This window comes from Arthrobacter sp. UYNi723 (assembly GCF_054057635.1).
The window spans coordinates 126,863-143,254 of the sequence record NZ_JBSRZM010000005.1; the positions used below are offsets into that span (position 1 = coordinate 126,863).

General features: G+C 64.5%; 28 protein-coding genes and 1 pseudogene. 18 read left to right on the plus strand and 11 right to left on the minus strand.

The features are described from left to right. Positions 1-11 precede the first annotated feature (11 nt). Complete coding sequence (locus ACVWY0_RS05850; RefSeq protein WP_485835845.1) at positions 12-590, minus strand: TetR/AcrR family transcriptional regulator; 579 nt, start codon at positions 588-590, stop codon at positions 12-14. Between the two features lie 52 nt (positions 591-642). Here ACVWY0_RS05850 and ACVWY0_RS05855 point away from each other — a divergent pair, with 52 nt between their 5' ends. Together ACVWY0_RS05855 and ACVWY0_RS05860 are read left to right on the plus strand one after the other, a co-directional pair. Further along, the gene (locus ACVWY0_RS05855; RefSeq protein ID WP_485835846.1) at positions 643-1,344 is read left to right on the plus strand and encodes a DUF998 domain-containing protein; all 702 of its coding nucleotides are present in this window, start codon (positions 643-645) and stop codon (positions 1,342-1,344) included. An 801-nt stretch (positions 1,345-2,145) separates the two neighbouring features. Continuing rightward, complete coding sequence (locus ACVWY0_RS05860) at positions 2,146-2,466, plus strand: hypothetical protein (RefSeq protein ID WP_485835847.1); 321 nt, start codon at positions 2,146-2,148, stop codon at positions 2,464-2,466. A gap of 31 nt (positions 2,467-2,497) precedes the next feature. Here the strand turns inward: ACVWY0_RS05860 and ACVWY0_RS05865 are convergent, their stop codons facing one another. After that, positions 2,498-3,196 carry a helix-turn-helix transcriptional regulator gene (locus ACVWY0_RS05865; protein ID WP_485835848.1) on the minus strand — a complete coding sequence of 233 codons (699 nt, stop codon included), beginning with the start codon at positions 3,194-3,196 and terminating at the stop codon, positions 2,498-2,500. A gap of 73 nt (positions 3,197-3,269) precedes the next feature. Between ACVWY0_RS05865 and ACVWY0_RS05870 the strand changes: the two genes are divergently transcribed. Together ACVWY0_RS05870 and ACVWY0_RS05875 are read left to right on the plus strand one after the other, a co-directional pair. Further along, positions 3,270-4,010, plus strand: a complete 741-nt coding sequence (locus ACVWY0_RS05870) for an alpha/beta fold hydrolase (protein ID WP_485835849.1) — start codon at positions 3,270-3,272, stop codon at positions 4,008-4,010. Between the two features lie 67 nt (positions 4,011-4,077). Continuing rightward, a pseudogene (locus ACVWY0_RS05875) lies at positions 4,078-4,921 on the plus strand (IS481 family transposase); the annotation flags it as partial. A 340-nt stretch (positions 4,922-5,261) separates the two neighbouring features. Here the strand turns inward: ACVWY0_RS05875 and ACVWY0_RS05880 are convergent. Continuing rightward, entirely contained in the window at positions 5,262-5,477 is a 216-nt protein-coding gene (locus ACVWY0_RS05880) for a hypothetical protein (RefSeq protein WP_485835850.1), read from the minus strand. Between the two features lie 714 nt (positions 5,478-6,191). Between ACVWY0_RS05880 and ACVWY0_RS05885 the strand changes: the two genes are divergently transcribed. From ACVWY0_RS05885 to ACVWY0_RS05915, 7 genes are all read left to right on the plus strand, one after another. After that, on the plus strand, positions 6,192-6,437 hold the full coding sequence (locus ACVWY0_RS05885) for a hypothetical protein (protein WP_485835851.1): 246 nt from the start codon (positions 6,192-6,194) through the stop codon (positions 6,435-6,437). Between the two features lie 12 nt (positions 6,438-6,449). Next, complete coding sequence (locus tag ACVWY0_RS05890; RefSeq protein WP_485835852.1) at positions 6,450-6,653, plus strand: Lsr2 dimerization domain-containing protein; 204 nt, start codon at positions 6,450-6,452, stop codon at positions 6,651-6,653. Positions 6,654-6,697: 44 nt separating this feature from the next. Next, positions 6,698-6,760 carry a hypothetical protein gene (locus ACVWY0_RS05895; RefSeq protein ID WP_485835950.1) on the plus strand — a complete coding sequence of 21 codons (63 nt, stop codon included), beginning with the start codon at positions 6,698-6,700 and terminating at the stop codon, positions 6,758-6,760. A 59-nt stretch (positions 6,761-6,819) separates the two neighbouring features. Continuing rightward, a complete protein-coding gene (locus tag ACVWY0_RS05900; RefSeq protein ID WP_485835853.1) occupies positions 6,820-7,209 on the plus strand; it encodes a hypothetical protein in 390 nt (129 codons plus the stop codon). Between the two features lie 28 nt (positions 7,210-7,237). Continuing rightward, a complete protein-coding gene (locus ACVWY0_RS05905) occupies positions 7,238-7,618 on the plus strand; it encodes a hypothetical protein (RefSeq protein ID WP_354249754.1) in 381 nt (126 codons plus the stop codon). Positions 7,619-7,671: 53 nt separating this feature from the next. Next, a complete protein-coding gene (locus ACVWY0_RS05910) occupies positions 7,672-7,848 on the plus strand; it encodes a CsbD family protein (RefSeq protein ID WP_354249929.1) in 177 nt (58 codons plus the stop codon). 167 nt (positions 7,849-8,015) lie between these two features. Further along, entirely contained in the window at positions 8,016-8,411 is a 396-nt protein-coding gene (locus ACVWY0_RS05915) for a hypothetical protein (RefSeq protein ID WP_354249753.1), read from the plus strand. Positions 8,412-8,552: 141 nt separating this feature from the next. On the opposite strand, the gene ACVWY0_RS05920 is transcribed toward ACVWY0_RS05915, so the two are convergent. Beyond that, positions 8,553-8,885, minus strand: coding sequence for a hypothetical protein (locus tag ACVWY0_RS05920; RefSeq protein WP_485835854.1), 333 nt, complete (start codon positions 8,883-8,885; stop codon positions 8,553-8,555). 356 nt (positions 8,886-9,241) lie between these two features. Here ACVWY0_RS05920 and ACVWY0_RS05925 point away from each other — a divergent pair, with 356 nt between their 5' ends. The 3 genes from ACVWY0_RS05925 (at position 9,242) to ACVWY0_RS05935 (ending at position 10,362) form a co-directional block, all read left to right on the plus strand. Further along, a complete protein-coding gene (locus ACVWY0_RS05925; protein WP_354249751.1) occupies positions 9,242-9,607 on the plus strand; it encodes a DUF1508 domain-containing protein in 366 nt (121 codons plus the stop codon). 83 nt (positions 9,608-9,690) lie between these two features. Continuing rightward, positions 9,691-9,969, plus strand: a complete 279-nt coding sequence (locus tag ACVWY0_RS05930; protein WP_354249750.1) for a cupin domain-containing protein — start codon at positions 9,691-9,693, stop codon at positions 9,967-9,969. Positions 9,970-10,113: 144 nt separating this feature from the next. After that, a complete protein-coding gene (locus tag ACVWY0_RS05935; RefSeq protein WP_354249749.1) occupies positions 10,114-10,362 on the plus strand; it encodes a hypothetical protein in 249 nt (82 codons plus the stop codon). A gap of 440 nt (positions 10,363-10,802) precedes the next feature. Here the strand turns inward: ACVWY0_RS05935 and ACVWY0_RS05940 are convergent, their stop codons facing one another. From ACVWY0_RS05940 to ACVWY0_RS05970, 7 genes are all read right to left on the minus strand, one after another. After that, a complete protein-coding gene (locus ACVWY0_RS05940; RefSeq protein ID WP_354249748.1) occupies positions 10,803-11,222 on the minus strand; it encodes a DoxX family membrane protein in 420 nt (139 codons plus the stop codon). 441 nt (positions 11,223-11,663) lie between these two features. Further along, positions 11,664-11,966, minus strand: coding sequence for a hypothetical protein (locus ACVWY0_RS05945; protein WP_354249747.1), 303 nt, complete (start codon positions 11,964-11,966; stop codon positions 11,664-11,666). A 188-nt stretch (positions 11,967-12,154) separates the two neighbouring features. Beyond that, a complete protein-coding gene (locus tag ACVWY0_RS05950; protein ID WP_354249746.1) occupies positions 12,155-12,376 on the minus strand; it encodes a hypothetical protein in 222 nt (73 codons plus the stop codon). 117 nt (positions 12,377-12,493) lie between these two features. After that, positions 12,494-12,733: a hypothetical protein gene (locus ACVWY0_RS05955; protein ID WP_485835855.1), complete on the minus strand. Its 240-nt coding sequence runs from the start codon at positions 12,731-12,733 to the stop codon at positions 12,494-12,496. 118 nt (positions 12,734-12,851) lie between these two features. Next, the gene (locus ACVWY0_RS05960; protein WP_485835856.1) at positions 12,852-13,265 is read right to left on the minus strand and encodes an Asp23/Gls24 family envelope stress response protein; all 414 of its coding nucleotides are present in this window, start codon (positions 13,263-13,265) and stop codon (positions 12,852-12,854) included. Continuing rightward, positions 13,258-13,842 (minus strand): Asp23/Gls24 family envelope stress response protein, encoded by a 585-nt coding sequence (locus tag ACVWY0_RS05965; RefSeq protein ID WP_485835857.1) that lies wholly within the window; start codon positions 13,840-13,842, stop codon positions 13,258-13,260. The genes ACVWY0_RS05960 and ACVWY0_RS05965 overlap by 8 nt, the downstream gene beginning before the upstream one ends. Then, entirely contained in the window at positions 13,833-14,435 is a 603-nt protein-coding gene (locus tag ACVWY0_RS05970) for an RNA polymerase sigma factor (RefSeq protein WP_485835951.1), read from the minus strand. Before ACVWY0_RS05970 ends, ACVWY0_RS05965 begins: the two co-directional genes overlap by 10 nt. 203 nt (positions 14,436-14,638) lie before the next feature. On the opposite strand from ACVWY0_RS05970, the gene ACVWY0_RS05975 reads away from it, so the two are divergent. The 4 genes from ACVWY0_RS05975 to ACVWY0_RS05990 are packed head-to-tail and all read left to right on the plus strand — an operon-like array spanning position 14,639 to position 16,352. Then, positions 14,639-15,148 carry an Asp23/Gls24 family envelope stress response protein gene (locus tag ACVWY0_RS05975; RefSeq protein ID WP_485835952.1) on the plus strand — a complete coding sequence of 170 codons (510 nt, stop codon included), beginning with the start codon at positions 14,639-14,641 and terminating at the stop codon, positions 15,146-15,148. A gap of 57 nt (positions 15,149-15,205) precedes the next feature. Continuing rightward, on the plus strand, positions 15,206-15,385 hold the full coding sequence (locus ACVWY0_RS05980) for a hypothetical protein (RefSeq protein WP_485835858.1): 180 nt from the start codon (positions 15,206-15,208) through the stop codon (positions 15,383-15,385). Beyond that, complete coding sequence (locus tag ACVWY0_RS05985) at positions 15,382-15,777, plus strand: Asp23/Gls24 family envelope stress response protein (protein WP_485835859.1); 396 nt, start codon at positions 15,382-15,384, stop codon at positions 15,775-15,777. Before ACVWY0_RS05980 ends, ACVWY0_RS05985 begins: the two co-directional genes overlap by 4 nt. Then, the gene (locus ACVWY0_RS05990; RefSeq protein ID WP_485835860.1) at positions 15,774-16,352 is read left to right on the plus strand and encodes a DUF6286 domain-containing protein; all 579 of its coding nucleotides are present in this window, start codon (positions 15,774-15,776) and stop codon (positions 16,350-16,352) included. The genes ACVWY0_RS05985 and ACVWY0_RS05990 overlap by 4 nt, the downstream gene beginning before the upstream one ends. The last annotated feature ends 40 nt before the right edge of the window (positions 16,353-16,392 follow it).

The following is a 16,392-nucleotide window of genomic DNA, read 5'->3' on the forward strand; positions in this document are numbered from 1 at the left end:
GTGAGGATGCCCTACCGCGTCGCGGCAGTTCCCTGAGGGTCGAAGCGTTCGAGGAACGTGCTGATGATGTGTTGGGCTCGTTGCGAGGTCATGCGCTTGGTCTCCGTTGCTCGCGCGATCGCGATGCCGTCCAACAGTGCCATCAGTGTCGCCGCGTCATCGCGCCCTAGCTCTGGATTCACCTGTTGTAGCAGCGCCGTGAGTCCGTCTTCCATGAGGCGCCAGGACTCCCGATGTGCCACAGCCACCGCCTCGCTGGTCGTAGCTTTAGAGACATACGCCAACCAGACAATAGAGGCAGTGCGTGATTCGTCGTCTACTCCTCCCAGCATTCGGCACACCGCCACCAGGTTCGATACGGGACCTGCTCCGGGGTCCGTCGCTAACGTCACCCGTTGAATGAAGTCCTCGCTGACTTTGTCCATGGACGCCATCAGCAGCTCGTCCTTGGTCCTGTGATGATGCTGGACAGCCCCGATGGAAACACCGGCCGCCGTAGCAACGTTGCGGATCGTGACCTCCTCAATGCCGCGGTTGACGAGGATGTCCTGCACCGCCATAAGGATGCGTTGGGCGGCTGAAGAAGTCATCTTTTGAGACTACCCCTGCCAGAACAATACGATCGTATTGTACGCTTGCGGCATGATAAGACTTCGGTGGGGTGCCACATTCTGGACCCTTGGCCTGCTGACCTTTCCCGCACAATACGCTGCGGCAGCGCTGTGGCCGCAACGGTACTCGTGGGCGTCGAACCTCATCAGTGATCTCGGCGTGACGACCTGCGGGACGTTCGATGCCGGAACCCGGGTGGAGCGCTATCTCTGCTCTCCAGGACACATGCTGGCGAACGGGTCGACGATCGCCAACGGGGCGTTCCTGGCTGTTGGCGCCGTCCTTTTGTGGTCCGTCTGGCCGCGACGGCGGACAGGGAAGATCGCGATGGTGTTCCTCGCGATGGGCGGCGTCCTCGTCATGATGGTTGGTTTCCTGCCCTGGGATCTTTACCCTGAGGCGCACGATGTTGTTGCTCTCGCTCAAGCCGCCGTGCAGTGGGTCGGCATGATCATCCTCGCGTTCGCCCTTCGCGGAAGTGCTGCTGCCCGTTGGACGGCGGTCCTGACGATCGCAGGCGTGCTCATCTCCATCATCGGATTCGTGCTCTTCATCGATGCGATCAGCGGCGGCCCGTCGCTGGCGCTCGGTTTAGGCATTACCGAACGGATTGCCTTTGACACCCTCACCCTGTGGGGCGCTGCCGTGGGCTTCATCCTTATCGCGACATCCCCCAAGCCCCGCCCCACCGCTGAACGGCACCACGCATCCAAAGCACCAGCAACAAGGTAGTCATCGACACTTCCCAACACTGTCCCAGAGGAAGATCCCGGCACGCGACTTCGCCAGGCCCTTGTCGATTGCGCGGAGCAGCGGCGCGCCGAGCATGACGTCCTTCTCGCTAAATCAGACCGACACGTCGCTGGACTCGAGCAGGTCGTGCAGCTCCTTGGCAGCACCGCGCCGGTCATCCCAAGCGTGACAGAGGAAGACGTCGCGAAGGTCAGGGTAGGTATACGCTCGCGCCTCGATGCTGCGGCGAATCGGAGTTAGCGTCCGCACTTCGGCAGACGTGTAGGTCGCGGAGGCGCTGCTCGACGACCAGCTCGGCCGCGCGCTGCTGCTGGACCCGCACCCTCTGCTCGTGCCGCCCACACTGCTCCGCGGCTGGTAGGCCGGCGGGTAGTAGGACCGAGACGAGTACGATCCATAGCCGCCACATGCCGTGGTCGCCGGAGGGGAATTCCTGCCCGGCGGTGAACTCGTGGACGGCCGACGCACGACCGAGGTCCTCGACCTTGATACCGGCCTCTGGACCCTACTAGCCGTACTCCTGCCTTTCGTCCGGTCTTCCCAAGACTGCGCCCATGACAGCGGCACGTTCACGTACCTGGGAAACGTCGACGAACTGGCGCTTAAGCCGCGCGTGATCTGCGGTAGACCGTCAGAGTCGACGATGCTTCCCATTCATATACACCCACCAAACTGACTCCAAGTGCGCAGAGGGGAGCCGTCTCCGGTCTATCGGTGCCTGCGGGCGGCTGGCATACTGACGCAATGCGGGCACCTTATGTCCACCAGGCAAGTCTGGTGATGAGCTCAGATGCTGACCTCGACGCTCCCGGCGCCGCCGTCACCTTGGAGTTGTGCGGGAGCTGGGATCACAAGCCCCCTTGTCCTCACCCACACCACACCCATGCCGAAAGGACCGGGAACACCGTCAGCTTGCGGGTGGTCTTCGCCACGGATCCGGACAACGAAGAGGACGTGCGCCGCAGGATTGATGAGGCCCTCAGTGCAGGTTCGGCTACCGGTCCGGACGGCACGTCAAGCCACTGGGACTTTCGCAGCAGCAGTGCCGGGACGGTGAGCGGGTCCGAAGCTGCACTTGCCCGGCGCCTGGCTGAGACCTAGATGTACTGACCGGAGAGGTTGATTGAGTGGCTCACTCGCCACGACCGTGTACCGGTCTGGCGTTCGCTGGGGGTTCTCCGACCTCGTGGATGGTATGGCCGCCGCAAGCCGTCTTGCTTACGCTGGCTCGCTCGATGCGCGACACGGTGAACCATCGCATTGCGTTGCGCAGTCGGCACCACCCAACTAGGTACCACTGGCCGTTCGTGGAGGCGAACAGCACTGGCTCAACGTCGCGGGTGGTCTTGGTCTCGTCTCTCGATGTGTAGCGAATGCGGATCACTCGCTGCTCGGCCATCGCCTCCTCCAGTGCCGACTTGATTGCGCGCGAAGAGGAGGGGCGCGCGTTGACCCAAACGCGGTGGGCCAGCTTGTCGGCTCGTGCTCGGGTTTTCGGATCGAGGACGTCCAGGATCTTCTGGATACCTGCTGCTGCCAGATCGGCGTAGGGGGCATCGGGTGCAGCGGACACGGCTGCCATGAGCGCCACGGCCTGCGCTGGGGACAGGCTGACAGGCGGCAGGGACGCGCCTATAGCCAATCCGTAGCCACCGCCCGGACCTGGGCGAGACCATATAGGCGCACCGCTGTTCTCTAACGCTTCGAGGTCTCTCTTAATTGTGCGCACGGATACCTCAAACTCTCTCGCCAACCGTTCGGCGGAAACCCCCCGCGTGCCGCTGCGGCGCAACATCTCGGATAGAGCATGGAGCCGTTCGACTCGCTTCACAGTTCAGACCCCGACAAATTCATGACATAAATAGTGACATACCCTTGTCCGTAGTGCCTGCGAGGGTATTGTCATGACAACTACTACAAGCAGGCCGACCATCATTCTCATCGCCGGCCACTGGCTGGGCGCTTGGGCGTGGGATGAAGTCCTTGAACACCTGACACCCGACCACTCTCGTGCAATCGCGATGACACTGCCCGGTCTCGACGGGGACGATCCCGAGCGTGCGGCGAAGACTCTCGACGATCAAGCCGCAGCGGTCCTAGACGTCATCACTCAACTCGGGGTCTCCGAGGATCAGCCCGCAACTCTCGTCGCTCACAGCGGGGCGAACGCCCCCGTCAGCCTCGTCCTTGACCGACACCCTGAGCTAGTCCATCGAGTGGTGTGGGTCGACTCCGGCCCTGTGGCGACGGGAAGCGCCTTCGCCCCAGACCTCCCGGAGGAGTTGGAGGAGCTTCCGCTGCCGCCCTTCGACGTCCTCGCACAGCAGGCGAGCCTCGAAGGCCTGAGCGCAGAGGTCCTCGAGCGTTTTCGGGCCCGGGCCGTCCCTGAGCCCGGCCCCGTGCTTCGTCAGCCCGTCGAGCTCACGAACGATGCCCGCCGCAAGGTCCGGACCACCCTGGTGTGCTGCTCGATCCCGAGCGCGCAGGTGCTGGAGCTGGCCCAAACCGGTCATCCCATGTTCACCGAAGTCGCGAACCTTGAACACCTCGACGTCATTGACCTCCCGACGGGCCATTGGCCTATGTGGAGCAGTCCCCGCGACCTCGCCAAGGCCATTCAGTCAGAGGCTTCTCGAACCAACTGAACTGCACGCACAACCTGAAGGGGTCAGCCGAATCCGGCTGGCCCCTTTCCGTCTCCGAGGGAATTAAACCCACCCAAACGCTGCTCTCACACCGCGCCACCGACTAAAGGTCGGCCGCCTCGTCGTCGATGACGGTTGGCCGATCAGCGAAGTTGCCGCCCGATTCCAGGTCTCGTGGCCCACGGTCAAGAGATGGCTTTCCGTTTGGGGATTGCCCCGTCGACGGTTCACCGCATCCTCACCTCGGTTCACCTGAACCGCCTGTCGCATGTCGACCGTGCCACCGGTGAACCGATCCGTCGATACGAGCACGACCATCCCGGCTCCATGATCCATGTAGATGTGAAAAAGCTCGCCAACATCCCCGACCGCGGAGGCTGGCGCTACGTCGGCCGCCGACAAGGCGAGAAGAACCGCGCCAAGACACCCGGCAAGCCGCGCAACAAACACAGCGACCACTTCTGGGCTACGCCTACGTCCACACCGTCATCGACGATCATTCCCGCGTCGCCTACGCCGAAATCCACGATGACGAAACCGCCCAAACTGCCACAGCGGTGCTCGTTCGCGCTGTCGAGTGGTTCAACCAGCGGGGCATCACCGTCGAGCGCGTTCTGTCTGACAACGGTGGCGCCTACCGCTCACACTTGTGGCGGGACACCTGCGCCGAACCTGAAATCAAGCACAGACGCACCCGCCCGTATCGCCCACAGACGAACGGCAAGATCGAGCGCTTCCACCGCACCCTGGCCGACGGCTGGGCCAACGCCCGCTGCTATACCTCCGAGGCTGAGCGTCGTGGGGAGCTACATGGCTGGCTGCACCACTACAACCATCACCGACCCCACACCGCATGCGGCAGCCAGCCGCCCTTCTCACGATTGATCAACGTGTCCGGTCAGTACAGCTAGTTCCGGGTGCCGGGGGTGCGCGGCAACGTGTCGGCGCAGCTCTTCCCTGGCCCGGGGGTTGAGCGGATCGGTCCCTGACAGTATCGTCTCGATTATTTCGGCGGCCTGTCGGCGTATTCCCGCGACATCATCTCCTGTCGGCATTCTGGCTTCCAGGGGTGCCGGCTGCCCGCTTCCGACCGGTGTTGGAAGGGCCGCTTGCTGCATCGACACTGGCTGGTTCCTTCGTCCGCCGGCCCAGGTCGGGGCCGGAAACCCGCCTAGGCTGAGGACTCCATCCGGGATCGGGCCAGAATCCCAGGGGGCACTCCATCACGGCCGGGAGGCCGCGGAGGACTCCTCAGCGGGTATCTTCGCTGTCTTCGGCCGCTTCGGCGGTTGTGTCCGGATCCTCTTCCGGCTCGAAGGTGTTCGGCTCCGTGCCGGCGCCGAGCCCCACACCATCCGGTGAGCCGGGAATGGTGCCATCCCGGCCGAGGCCGGCAGGGCCCGTCAGCTTCCGGTCACTGGTGGAATCGTCGTCGCGGGGGTCTTTCTCTGCCTCATTCACGCTCATCGTCGTCTCCAGGATCCGCCTGCGGGTGAATCTTCACGGTAGCATTCCCGCGATGGAATAGTAAGCGTACTTCCGGTCAGCGTGCACCGCAGGATCGAGAGCAGCCCGGCTGGCCGGTGGCGCGTGTCGCACGACAAGTTCATAGCGGAGGGACGCAGCATGAACCAGGTCCTATGTCGGGGCACTCTACTGGGTACGGGCGGATTCCTCCGGGAAACAGGCAGCAGTATGGAGCCAAAAGCAAGTACAAACCACTCGTGCCTTGACCGCCTCAATCCCGGCTTGACTGTAGTGAGGCATGATTTCTCTGCTGCTGCGCGGCAGCTGTCCCCACGCCGCGCCACGGCAAGAGTTGTCCGGGCGGCAGGGTCCGGAGGATCAGACCGGGTCGGCGATGACAGACGCGCCTGAGACCGGGCGTATCCCCAGCCATCGTCGGCCCCTCTCGGTGGGGCTCTGAACAGAGCGACAGCCCGCCGGAATCCTGCAGCTTTCCATTCGGGTCCAACATTCCTGGTTGTGAAAAACCCGCTGTCCTGCCCGCCATTGTCAGGGTCCCCCAGATCGCCGGCACCAAGTCGATGCGGCGGGCGGCGCCGGCACCGACACACCTCCGACCAATGTCCTTCACCGATTCGCCGGGCGTACCCTTTGCTCACAACCAAGTACCGGGGCCCGGGATCGGTTCCGGGTCCACCCAGGAAGGCAGCATCAATGGAGATGAACATTCGGGACCACTGGGACCGGCTCAGCCCCGCCACACGGCAATGGCTCACCGACAACCCCGGATGCCTGATCCTGCCGCGCACCACGACGGAAACGATCTGCCAGGAAACCGGCGTAAGCGCCGAGGTTGACCAGCACGGGCAGGCAACGCTTTCCCGGGAGGACCTGGACTTCCTCCGCTCCAAGGCAGAAGGAACCCGAACACCCCCGCAATTAATGGGAGAACAACAGTAAGGACCTGATTGCATGGCCACGAAGGCAACCGTCATCCTGATCGACGACCTTGACGGCGGCGCCGCCGACGAGACAGTGACATTTGCTCTCGACGGAGCAGGTCACGAAATCGACCTTTCCGCCGCCAACGCCGCCGCGCTCCGGTCCCTTCTGGCCCGTACATCTCCGCCGGACGGAAGACCAAAGGGACCGCCGGAACGGCAGCAAGGAGCTTAGACGCCGGCAGGATCCGCCGGTGGGCCATCGGCAACGGGTATCAGATGGCCTCCCGCGGGCCGATCCCGGACAGGATCGCCGAGGCGTTCCACGCGGCCACCACCTGAGAAGAGAGACCGGTGACGGTTCCCCGGCGCGGATGCTTTCCAGCGTTACAGTTAGCCGCATGGGCAACAATCAGTCCGAAGCGGAGCGCATGCTCACCCTGCTTGAACATGCAGTGGAAACCCTGGCCACCGGGACGGAGCGGATCCAGCAGCGACTGGCCGACGCCTACCGGTTCAGTCTGTTCGCCGACGAAGCGAACATCAGCAACAGGCTCCCGCCGAGCGTCCATGCCCTCCAGCTGGACCTCCACGAGGCCATGTCCACGGTCAACGACGGTGAACGCGGATCGGCCACCGCCAGCGCAGCCATACTCACCGATGACCAGTGCGTCATCTTCGCCCGCAGGATCCTGGACGCCGCACGCCTCCTGCGGGAACCCGGCACTGCCCAGGTCCGCCCGCCGGGCCGGTTATGGGAGAGAATGAGGAACCGCCGGCCGGCGGAGTGACGGTGCCGCAGACAGAAGGGAGGGGGCTGTGGAGGACCCGTACACGGTTTCGCTGCACCTGATCTTTCTGGGAACGCTCCTGCTGGGTTTCACCATGTTCCTCGCCGGACTCGTGCTGTTCACGGCCCTGCTGGTCCTGGCCGGGGCTACCCGGTTACTCGCACTGACTGCCCGCGGGCTCTTCCGCCAGGGGGTTCACCGGCACCGGCCACGCCCGCTCGGGCAAGCATCCGCAGCAGGTCAAAGCGGCAGCGCGAATGAACAGCGCGCACTGCCCACGGTGCCACGGAACCCGGAGATGCCAGCGAGCCAGACCGCGGACAGCGCTATCAGCGCGATACCGGGCCACCAGGATGCCAGCTCCGGCGCCCGGGATGAGGATCCGGTTACGGCTACGGGGTTACGATGAACATGTCCCGCCGGGGCTCCCCGACGGACCATCCGCTCGACAGGGGAAAGATCATGGGTTTGGGTGACAAGTTCAAGCACGCCGCCGAGAAGGCCGCGGGCAAAGGCAAAGAGACAACCGGCGAAGCGACCGGGAACGAAAGACTGCAAGCCGAAGGCAAAACCGACCAGACCAAGGCAAACCTGAAGCAGGCTGCAGAGAAGGTCAAAGACGCCTTCAAGAAACGCTGACGCGCAACGCGCGGACTGCCGCGGACCGGGGCACACAGACCGCCCCGCACCGGATAATCCAGCCCTCGGCGGGCTGGGTATGCTGATCCTGCCCTGGTCACCGTGGCCGGTGCGGTAAGAATCATCCAACACAGGTCCCGTAGCCACCGGACCGTAAGGAGATGACCATGACCGGATGGAACAAAACCGCGCACGACGTCCAGCCCCGCGTGGCGGGATGGATCAAACACGCCGCGGAGGACCGCTCGCCCCAGGCCGAGGCCGCTGTGCGGTGGGCGCTGTCCCGGCTTGAGGACGCCAATGTTCCCGAGGTGGCCCACGCGGCGGTCCTCACGCTCACTGGGAACCGGAAGGCCGCGAAACAGGCACGGAAGGCTGCAGAAACGGCACTACACCGCGCCGAGCGCAAACTCAGGCACGCAGACCACGGTCACGCCAAGGCATGGCTGGCCGCCGGCCTTCTCGCGGCGGCCGTGGCCGCAGGGGCAATCATCTGGCGGGGCCAGCACCGAAGCGGAGAGCCCGAAGTAGCCCCGGCCGCGGACCCCACGGACAAAATCTGACACCAATTCCGATAACTCCATCCGAGGGGGTGTCGGTGCCAGGGGACGCAGAAGAGGCCGGAGCGGGCGCGCCGGCCTTTCTGTTTTCCTACGCGAAGGAAATCCCTTCTTACGTCCGGTTCTTTGCAGGCGGCGAGGGGATCAAGGAACTGGCGGTGCACCCGTCCCGGTGGCGTTGTGGTTGGCGTCTCCGCCGTTGTTGGTGCGTCCGGTCTTGCCGAGCTGGATCAGACCTTCGATCTGGCGCAGGATCCATTCCCGCACGGCCTGCTCTTCCTCCCAGGATTCAACGTAGCTCCAGCGGGCCGCCATTTCGTCCCGGACCAGCGTCTCGCGCTGGAAGCCGTGCCGGAACTGATCGACGATGGACGCGCGAGCCTCGCGGCGTTGCTCCAGGTTCCATCGTTCCGGAGGAACTATGGAACCTGATTCGTCGCGGATCACGGCGCAGGGACGTTGGTTCATCGGCAGCACGGCATCAGCATCCTTCCGCCCTCGCGGGCGCGTGTCGGGGCAGTGCTTTCAAGTATGGCTGTCCCGCCGTCAGCCACCCCTGCAACTCGTGCAGGGAATGAGTGCGTGCCAACCTCAGACCATGAGTTTCGTCCGGCCCCAGCGGCCGGGCGGTCACAGGTTCCGGGAGCAGGGTCCGGCAAATTACTAGTCAGTATGCTTGCTGACCGCGTAGTCTAAGGCCACACCTGTGTGTCGTGCGTCACAGACACGCCGAACTGAATCCCTTGCCTGACCAGAGTCTCCGGAACGCAACGCCGCGTCCCGGACCGAGGAGAAAGCCGGCGCGGCTCCTTCCCGCGTCCAGGAGGACACCCATGACAGGTACATTCGAACTCTTCCACGACGAAGACAAGCACTTCAGGTTCAGGCTCACGGCCCCCGACGGGACCGTGATGGCGCTTTCCCGGCCGTTCCCTGACAAGGCCGCCGCTGTCGCCGGCATCACTGCGGTCCGCGAATACGCCGGCATGGGCCTGATCACCGACCTCTGCCCCGACATCCCCCTCCACAGACCATCGGCCAACGCCCGGCCCGCGGCCCGGACGCCCTCCCCACTATCCACCGCTCCGCCGGCGGCCCGTTCAGCCGGCGCGCTGGCACCCTGGACTGCCACCGGCACCCCGGCAAGACAGGGACACAGCGCACGGGGCCGCGACCCCCGCCGGCACAAGGCCGCCTGAACTGCATTCAGGGCAGCTCCCCCGGCCAGGGCGGACCGGCACGGTGACCGGAACAGCGAACACAGCAAACCACAGGAGCAACCTTGCCCATCAGTGAAACGCAGATCGAGAACGGCACCTTCCGGGTAACACGCTGGGAACTGGAACCCGGAGATACGATCCCGGCGCACGTGCACGAGCACGAGTACGTGGTCGTCCCTCTCACCGAGGGCACCCTGTGGGCGACAGCCCCGGACGGCACCGAGACCGCGGTCGAACTCAGTATCGGCCAAAGCTACGCCCGCCCGGCAGGCGCCGCGCACACCGTCGAGAACCGGGGCACAGCCTGGATCATGTTTGTCGAAATCGAGGCGCTTTCCTAGCCCTCCCATGCTGCACCCCACGCACCCGGCCTGCCTCTGTTCTTCACCGGCCGGACAGCGTACCCTGAGCAGACTCCCCCACCGGATACCAAGCCACGGCGGCCTGGCGGCAGGGATCACGACGGAAAGGATGCATCAACGAAGATGAACATCAGGGACCAATGGGACCGGCTCGATCCGGACACGCAGACGTGGCTCATCGACAATCCGGGGTGCCTGATTCTGCCGCGCACCATCACGGCAACCATCTGCAAGGAGACGGGCACTGACGAAGGTGACCGGCACGGCGAGACGGCGCTCTCCCAGGAGGACCGCGACTTCATCCAGGCCAAGGCACACGAGGCGGAAGCCCCGCCCCGGGAATACCGTTTCTTCGACGCAACACAACCCTGACACACCGGGCACCCTTGCCGCCGGGCAGAGTGATGCCCCGCAGAACCGCTTTGATCAGGGATTCCGGACAGGCCGGCATTCAACCTAATGAGGAGTGTGTGGGACCTTCATGACAATCACAGCCCGAAGACGCGACCGGCGACACCTCCGGGAGTCCGTTCCCGCCCAGCCGCCGCTGCCGAAGTGCCATCAATGTGGCACCGACGCTTACCTGGAATTCACCGGATATGTTCCGGCATCCTACGACCCGGACCCGGTCCCGGACAGCCTGCGGCCCCCGGTCGTCAGCTACAACTGCAAACACTGCGGCAAACACTACTCCCACCAAGCCCCGGAAGACTGGGCACCTCCAGGCTGGCAGTGGTACGCCTAGACACGCACCGACTGAAGGCGGCCCACCCGCTGGGGAGACCGGCGCGCTCCGATGACAGGGCGAGCCCTTAGCGGAAGTTGAACAGCGGCCCGGCGATGACAAGGTGAAGGTCGCCGCCCAGGGAGGCGAACGCCGCGAACAACACCAGTGCCGCTCCGGCCAACGACAGATCCTTCAAAAACTGAACCCGCTCCATTGCCCGGCTTTGAGGGTCGCTTTCCTTCCAGAAGGCGTGCATCAGAAATGCCGTCGGCAGGAGAAAGACGAAAAGGATCAGCGCGCCAAGGTCTGGCCAAAGTCCCAGGGCCACCATGACCGCCCCGACGCCGAGCTGTACCCCCGTCAGCGGCACCAGCACCCTCGCCGCGGGCACTCCGCGGCTCGCCGCATAGCCGGACATCATCTCCCGCTTCGTGAGATGGCCGAAGGCCGACACCAGGAACAGCACCGAAAACAGCACACGGCCGATGAGGATAAGAACGTCCATCAGAACCTCCCAATGTTCTCCCGCCACCCCGATCATCCCGTTGCGCGGGTCGTGCCGAAAACTCTGGCCTCGGGCCCGGCAGATCCGGACCGGGAGAGACAACCGGGTCTGCCCTGCGGAAGCTTTTCCCGGCCGTGGCCAGCCATACTGTATTAACATTCCCGGGTCCCTGGATCTTCCCGGGGGAGGCACGTGCTGCCCGGAAAATGCCAGGAACGGGCTCCGACGGCTTCCGGCCGGCAGGGGGGTTCCGGACTGACAGTTTGGGCCTGAGCGCCCTGCTGCTGGGTCTGTTCCGGTGCCCCGCAGGATGTCTCCGTCCACGAGGGCACCCGCATCCATCCGGGGCTGTGACAGGTGCCGGTTCCGGCTTCCCTGTTTTTCCTCAGCGAATCTGTGTGCTGCTTCCCGGTTCTTGCGGGCGGCGCTGGGATCCAGGAATTACGGTGCACCTGTCTCGGTGGCTTTGTGATTGACCTGGCCGGTCTTGTCGAGCTCGATCAGGCCGTCCAGCTGGCTCAGGATCCATTCCCTCACGGCCTGTTCTTCCTCCCAGGATTCAACGTACGTCCAGCGGGCCGCCATTTCGTCGCGGACCTCTTCGAGCCTCTCGCGCTGGAAGCCGTGGCGGAACTGCTCGATGATGGATGCGCGCGCCTCGCGGCGCTGCTCGTCGTTCCAGCGTTCCGGCTGAACGATGGAACCTGATTCGTCGCGGATTACGGCGCGGGGACGTTCGTTCATCGGGAGCACCAGTTCAGCATCCTTCCGGTATTCTCGGCGGGGGTTGTAGGGATCGAACAGGCAGCGGCTAGATCGCGGCGGGGCGGTTCCCATCCTACGGATTCGACGGGCCCGCAGCACTCTTGAAAGATAGCCAGGGAGTATGGCTGACCGGCTTCGCAGCATCCGCAGGGCTCCCGAGGGCTGTCCTAAAGCGTTTCCCAGCCACCGGTTTCCGAATATCGGGCAACCAAGACACCCTGGCCGAAGGAGGTACTCGCTGTGGCCTCGAAGCGCAGCAGGGCGGCCCGGCACCCGGCCTCCCTCACCGCATCGGTGGCCCTGCTCAGAGCTTCCTCCCGGTCAGCGGCGTCCAGCGCAGAACGGATGTCGGCATTCTGATTGACGGTGTATTCGACGTAGAACGGCATGGCTGAAGCATTCCACATACCCCGGAAGTAAAAACAGGCAGACGGCACCCGATCTTAAAGCTGAGACCTGCTCCAACAGGGAAAGTCGGCCTGCCGGCCGGAAGGCCGTTCCGGCGTCTATTTTGGGCTGCGGCCGCGCCGGCGTCGGGCTGCGAAGTAGGCCAGAGAGGCCATGGTGGCAAAGAAGAACACGGCGGCGGGAAGGTAGCTGGCAATCAGCAGCAGCCAGACGCCGCACAGCAGCAGCGCCGGCGGGAGGAGGATGGCCGCTGCCCAGAATGTCCTGCCTTGGTGCCGGCCGGTTCCGTTCGTGTTTCCTTCGGCCGGATTTTCCTGGTTGTTGGGTTCAGAGTTCATGCCGGTTCCATGCCGAGGGGGTAGCGCTCGGGAGTCCCGGTGCGGTAGCGGTAGTTCGGAATCGTCAGGCTGATCCGTAACGATGATGGTGGGGTCGCCGTCATGCTGGTGTCCTGGATCAGAGGGGCTTGGGAGGACGGGCCGCTGTGGCGGCGGGTGGGTGCTCTATGGCCAGGACCGAGATGTCGATGCGCCCGGGGGTGAGGCCGGTGTGGCTGATGGTCCGGGCGATCTGCTCCCGCACGGCCTGGGCGACGTTCAGGGCTGCGAAGGCGATATCGGTGGCGATGTCGAGCTGGACGTCGGCGATGCCGTTGTGGACGGTGACGAAGACGCCGTCGTGCCGGCCGGAAGTGGTGCGGGTGTCTGGCTTGCGGAGATTTTGGATTGTTCCTTTCCCCAGGCGGGTGAGAAGGTTTTTCAGGGTCGGTTCGAGTCGGAGGACACCTGGTGTATCGAGGGCGGTGCGGGCAGCAAGGTCGGCAATGAGGTGGCTGCTGATCAGCCGGGCTTCGAGGGGATGCTCAGACATCGTAGAAATCCTCCACGGTGATGTTGACGGCTCCGGCGTTGAGCCCGACGTGTTCTGTGATCATGCTGATGATCCGCTGACGCAGCAGCTCGGCGGTTCCGGGGATGTCGGTGCCGGAGGCCACGGCGATTCGAAGGTTCACCGCGATGTCGGCGGTCCCGTCCGAGCGGGGGTCGTCCGCGGTACCCGGGGCAGGGTGGACGCGGCAGCGGCGGGCCCGTACTCCCGGAAGGGCATCCGCGCCGGACCAGATGACTGAAGTGATGGCTTGTTCGCTGATCGTGATGCCCCCCTGCTCAGCCCGGAAGACGGGGAGCCGGCTGCCCCTTCGGACTTCGGCACGGGCCAGGTTCATGATGGCGTCCTTGACGCCGTGATGGGGCTGCAGGGAGGGGTCTTCTGCATCGTTGTCCCGAAGCGTGCCGGTGGCCTCCGCGAGCTTTGCCAGGCTGGCCCGTGCCGTCCGGCACTGGACGCAGCCGTTCTCATGGGCGGTGGGGGGCTGGTTGATGGATGCCCAGACCTCGTCGATGCCGCGGCCACAGCCCAGGCGGGGGATGGTTTCGTCTATTGCCATTGACTCATCTTTTCCGCGAGTTGTGCGCGTGCTCTGGCGAGGCGCCCTCTGACAGTCTGTTCACTGACCTTCAGCGTTGCGGCTATTTCAGCGTAGCTGCGTTCGTGGATTTCCCGCAGGAGCCAGCAGGCGCGCAGCCCGGGCGGGAGGGTCAGCAGCGCTGCGGCCAAGCCGTCGATCTCGCAGGAGATTTCCGCATCGCGGGCGGGATCGCCTCCGGCTCCCGGTCCGGCGAAGGAATCGGCGGTTGTCTGCAGAGTTGCCGGTTCCTGGACGACCTCCGGGTGGCCGGACCGTCGACGCAGACTGTCCAGGCAGCGGTTGGTGGCCATCTGGTAAAGCCACCCGCTGAAAGCCTGCACGCTTGTCAGCAGCGGCAGCTTTCTCCAGCAGGCCACCAGGGTGTCCTGCACGACGTCTTCGGCGTCGCCCCGGTCGTGCAGCATCCGGAAAGCGAGACGGAAAAGTCTGCCCTGATACGCCTCGACGAGGTATTCGAAGGCGTCCAGGTTGCCGTCCTGCGCCCGGGCGACGACGGTCGCCTCATCCAGATCATGGGGCCGCGTCAGGGCAACGGGCTCACGCTCATCCATCGTCACCGCCGTCTCCCTGTGCCCCCGAACCCCGCCACCCGGGTTCCGGGGCTTATTACCAATATTTTCAGACGGCGCCGGTAATGGGAATGCCCTGGTGCGGTGACGCAGGGACAAGCAAAACAGTTTGCCTATCCGCGTGACGTTTGGCGGTGACGTGCGTCTTTAACCATGTAGGCAACATCGCACGGTTGATTGAGGAGATGGTTCCCGTGACAGAAGCCCCGCAGTTCCCAGCACAGTCCGGCGGCATGGTGGCTGCCGAGGAGGGGCAGAAACGGAACGCCCCCGTAGAAACGCGCCGCACGACCGACCTGCTGCACACGGACCGGGGTGATACCACCATTGAGGAAACCGTGGTCCAGAAGCTGGCCGGCATGGCCACGCGTGAGGTTCCCGGTGTGTATGCGATGGGCAGCGCTGCCCGGCGCGCGTTCGGCGCGATGACCGAGCGCATTCCCGGTTCCCAGACGAATGTCAGCGGTGGGGTGAGCGTGGAGAAGGGTGAACGCCAGACCGCCATCGACTTGAGTATCGTCGTCGAGTACGGAACGTCCATTGTCGAGGTGAGCCAGGGTATCCGGCGCAATGTCATCCAGTCGGTGGAGCGCGCGACCGGTCTGGAGGTGCTGGAAGTGAATGTCCACGTCACCGATGTTCATCTGCCAGAGGATGAGCGGCCCGAAGAGGACACCAGGAAGCCTCTGGAGTAACCAGCTCACCCGCTCTGCCTCGTTTTCGGGCGGCAGCCGATTTTGGAAGGAGTGCCCATGTCCACTACACGATGGTGTCTGGCAGTCGGCCTGGTATTAGGAATCGTTTTGGCCTTCGGAGGTTTTACAGCCCTGGTGATAGCGGTCCTCTTTGGCCTGATCGGGCTGGTAGTGGGCCGTGTTGCGGAAGGGAAACTGGATCTGCAGGCATTGTTCGGCAAAGCATCCAGCCGATGAATGCCACTGCAGCACATGCCGGCTCCCCGGATTTGGATTCGCGGGGGCGCACCGTCCTTGACCGGAAGGTGCTGGAGAAGATCGCCAGTCAGGTCGCCAGCGAAGAGTCCTTTGCCGGCGGGTCCTCAGGGGGGTTTCTGGGCATCGGAGCACATTCGGACTTTTCCGCCCGGCCCAAAGTTACGGTGGAGCTGGCAGGCAATATCGCGGTGCTCAGCGTTGAAATAGGGCTGCTCTACCCGGTACCGCTGCGCCAGGTGACCGAACAGCTGCGGCGCCGGATCAGCGAACGCGTCAACGCCCTGACCGGGGTGGAGGTGCGCCAGGTCGACATCACAGTGTCCTGGCTGAAACCTGCCGATGAGTCCACCGGCCGCCGGAGGCTGTTATGAGCCGGCACGATGGGAAAGCAACATCCCTGCGGCACCGTCCCAGCCGGGCTGTTCCTGCCCTGATCCTGGGACTGCTTCTGCTGGCCGCCGGGGTGGGACTGGTGTGGGCGGCAGTGGCGCGGCTGGCCACGGGTTCTTGGCCGGTGTTTCTGGCCGGCACCCTGGACTGGCTGACCGGTGTGACCTGGAACGATCCGGGCGTCTGGGCCGTCGGGGCAGCGGCGGCGATCGTAGGAGTTGTCCTGCTCGCGGCAGCGCTGATTCCGGGCAGCTATAACGCCTTGCGGCTGCAGGCACCCGGAGACGGATCGGCACAGGTGGAGGGAACGCAGGAAATTGTCATGACACGGCGGGCCGTTGCGCGGTACGCGGCCGCGCAAAGTGAATATGTCGACGGCGTCGGTTCAGCATCGGCCACGGCCTCGGCACGCGCGGTCCATCTGAACGTGACCACGGCCCTGCATGAAACAGGGGAACTGCGCGGCCGTGTCATTGCCGAGGTCAGGGCTCAACTGGCCGGTGCCGGGCTCAACCCGGTCCCAAAGATCACCGCGACCGTCCGGTCCAAGGAATAACCGCTGTCACCATCCTCCCGTATTCCGGAAAGAAGGCACC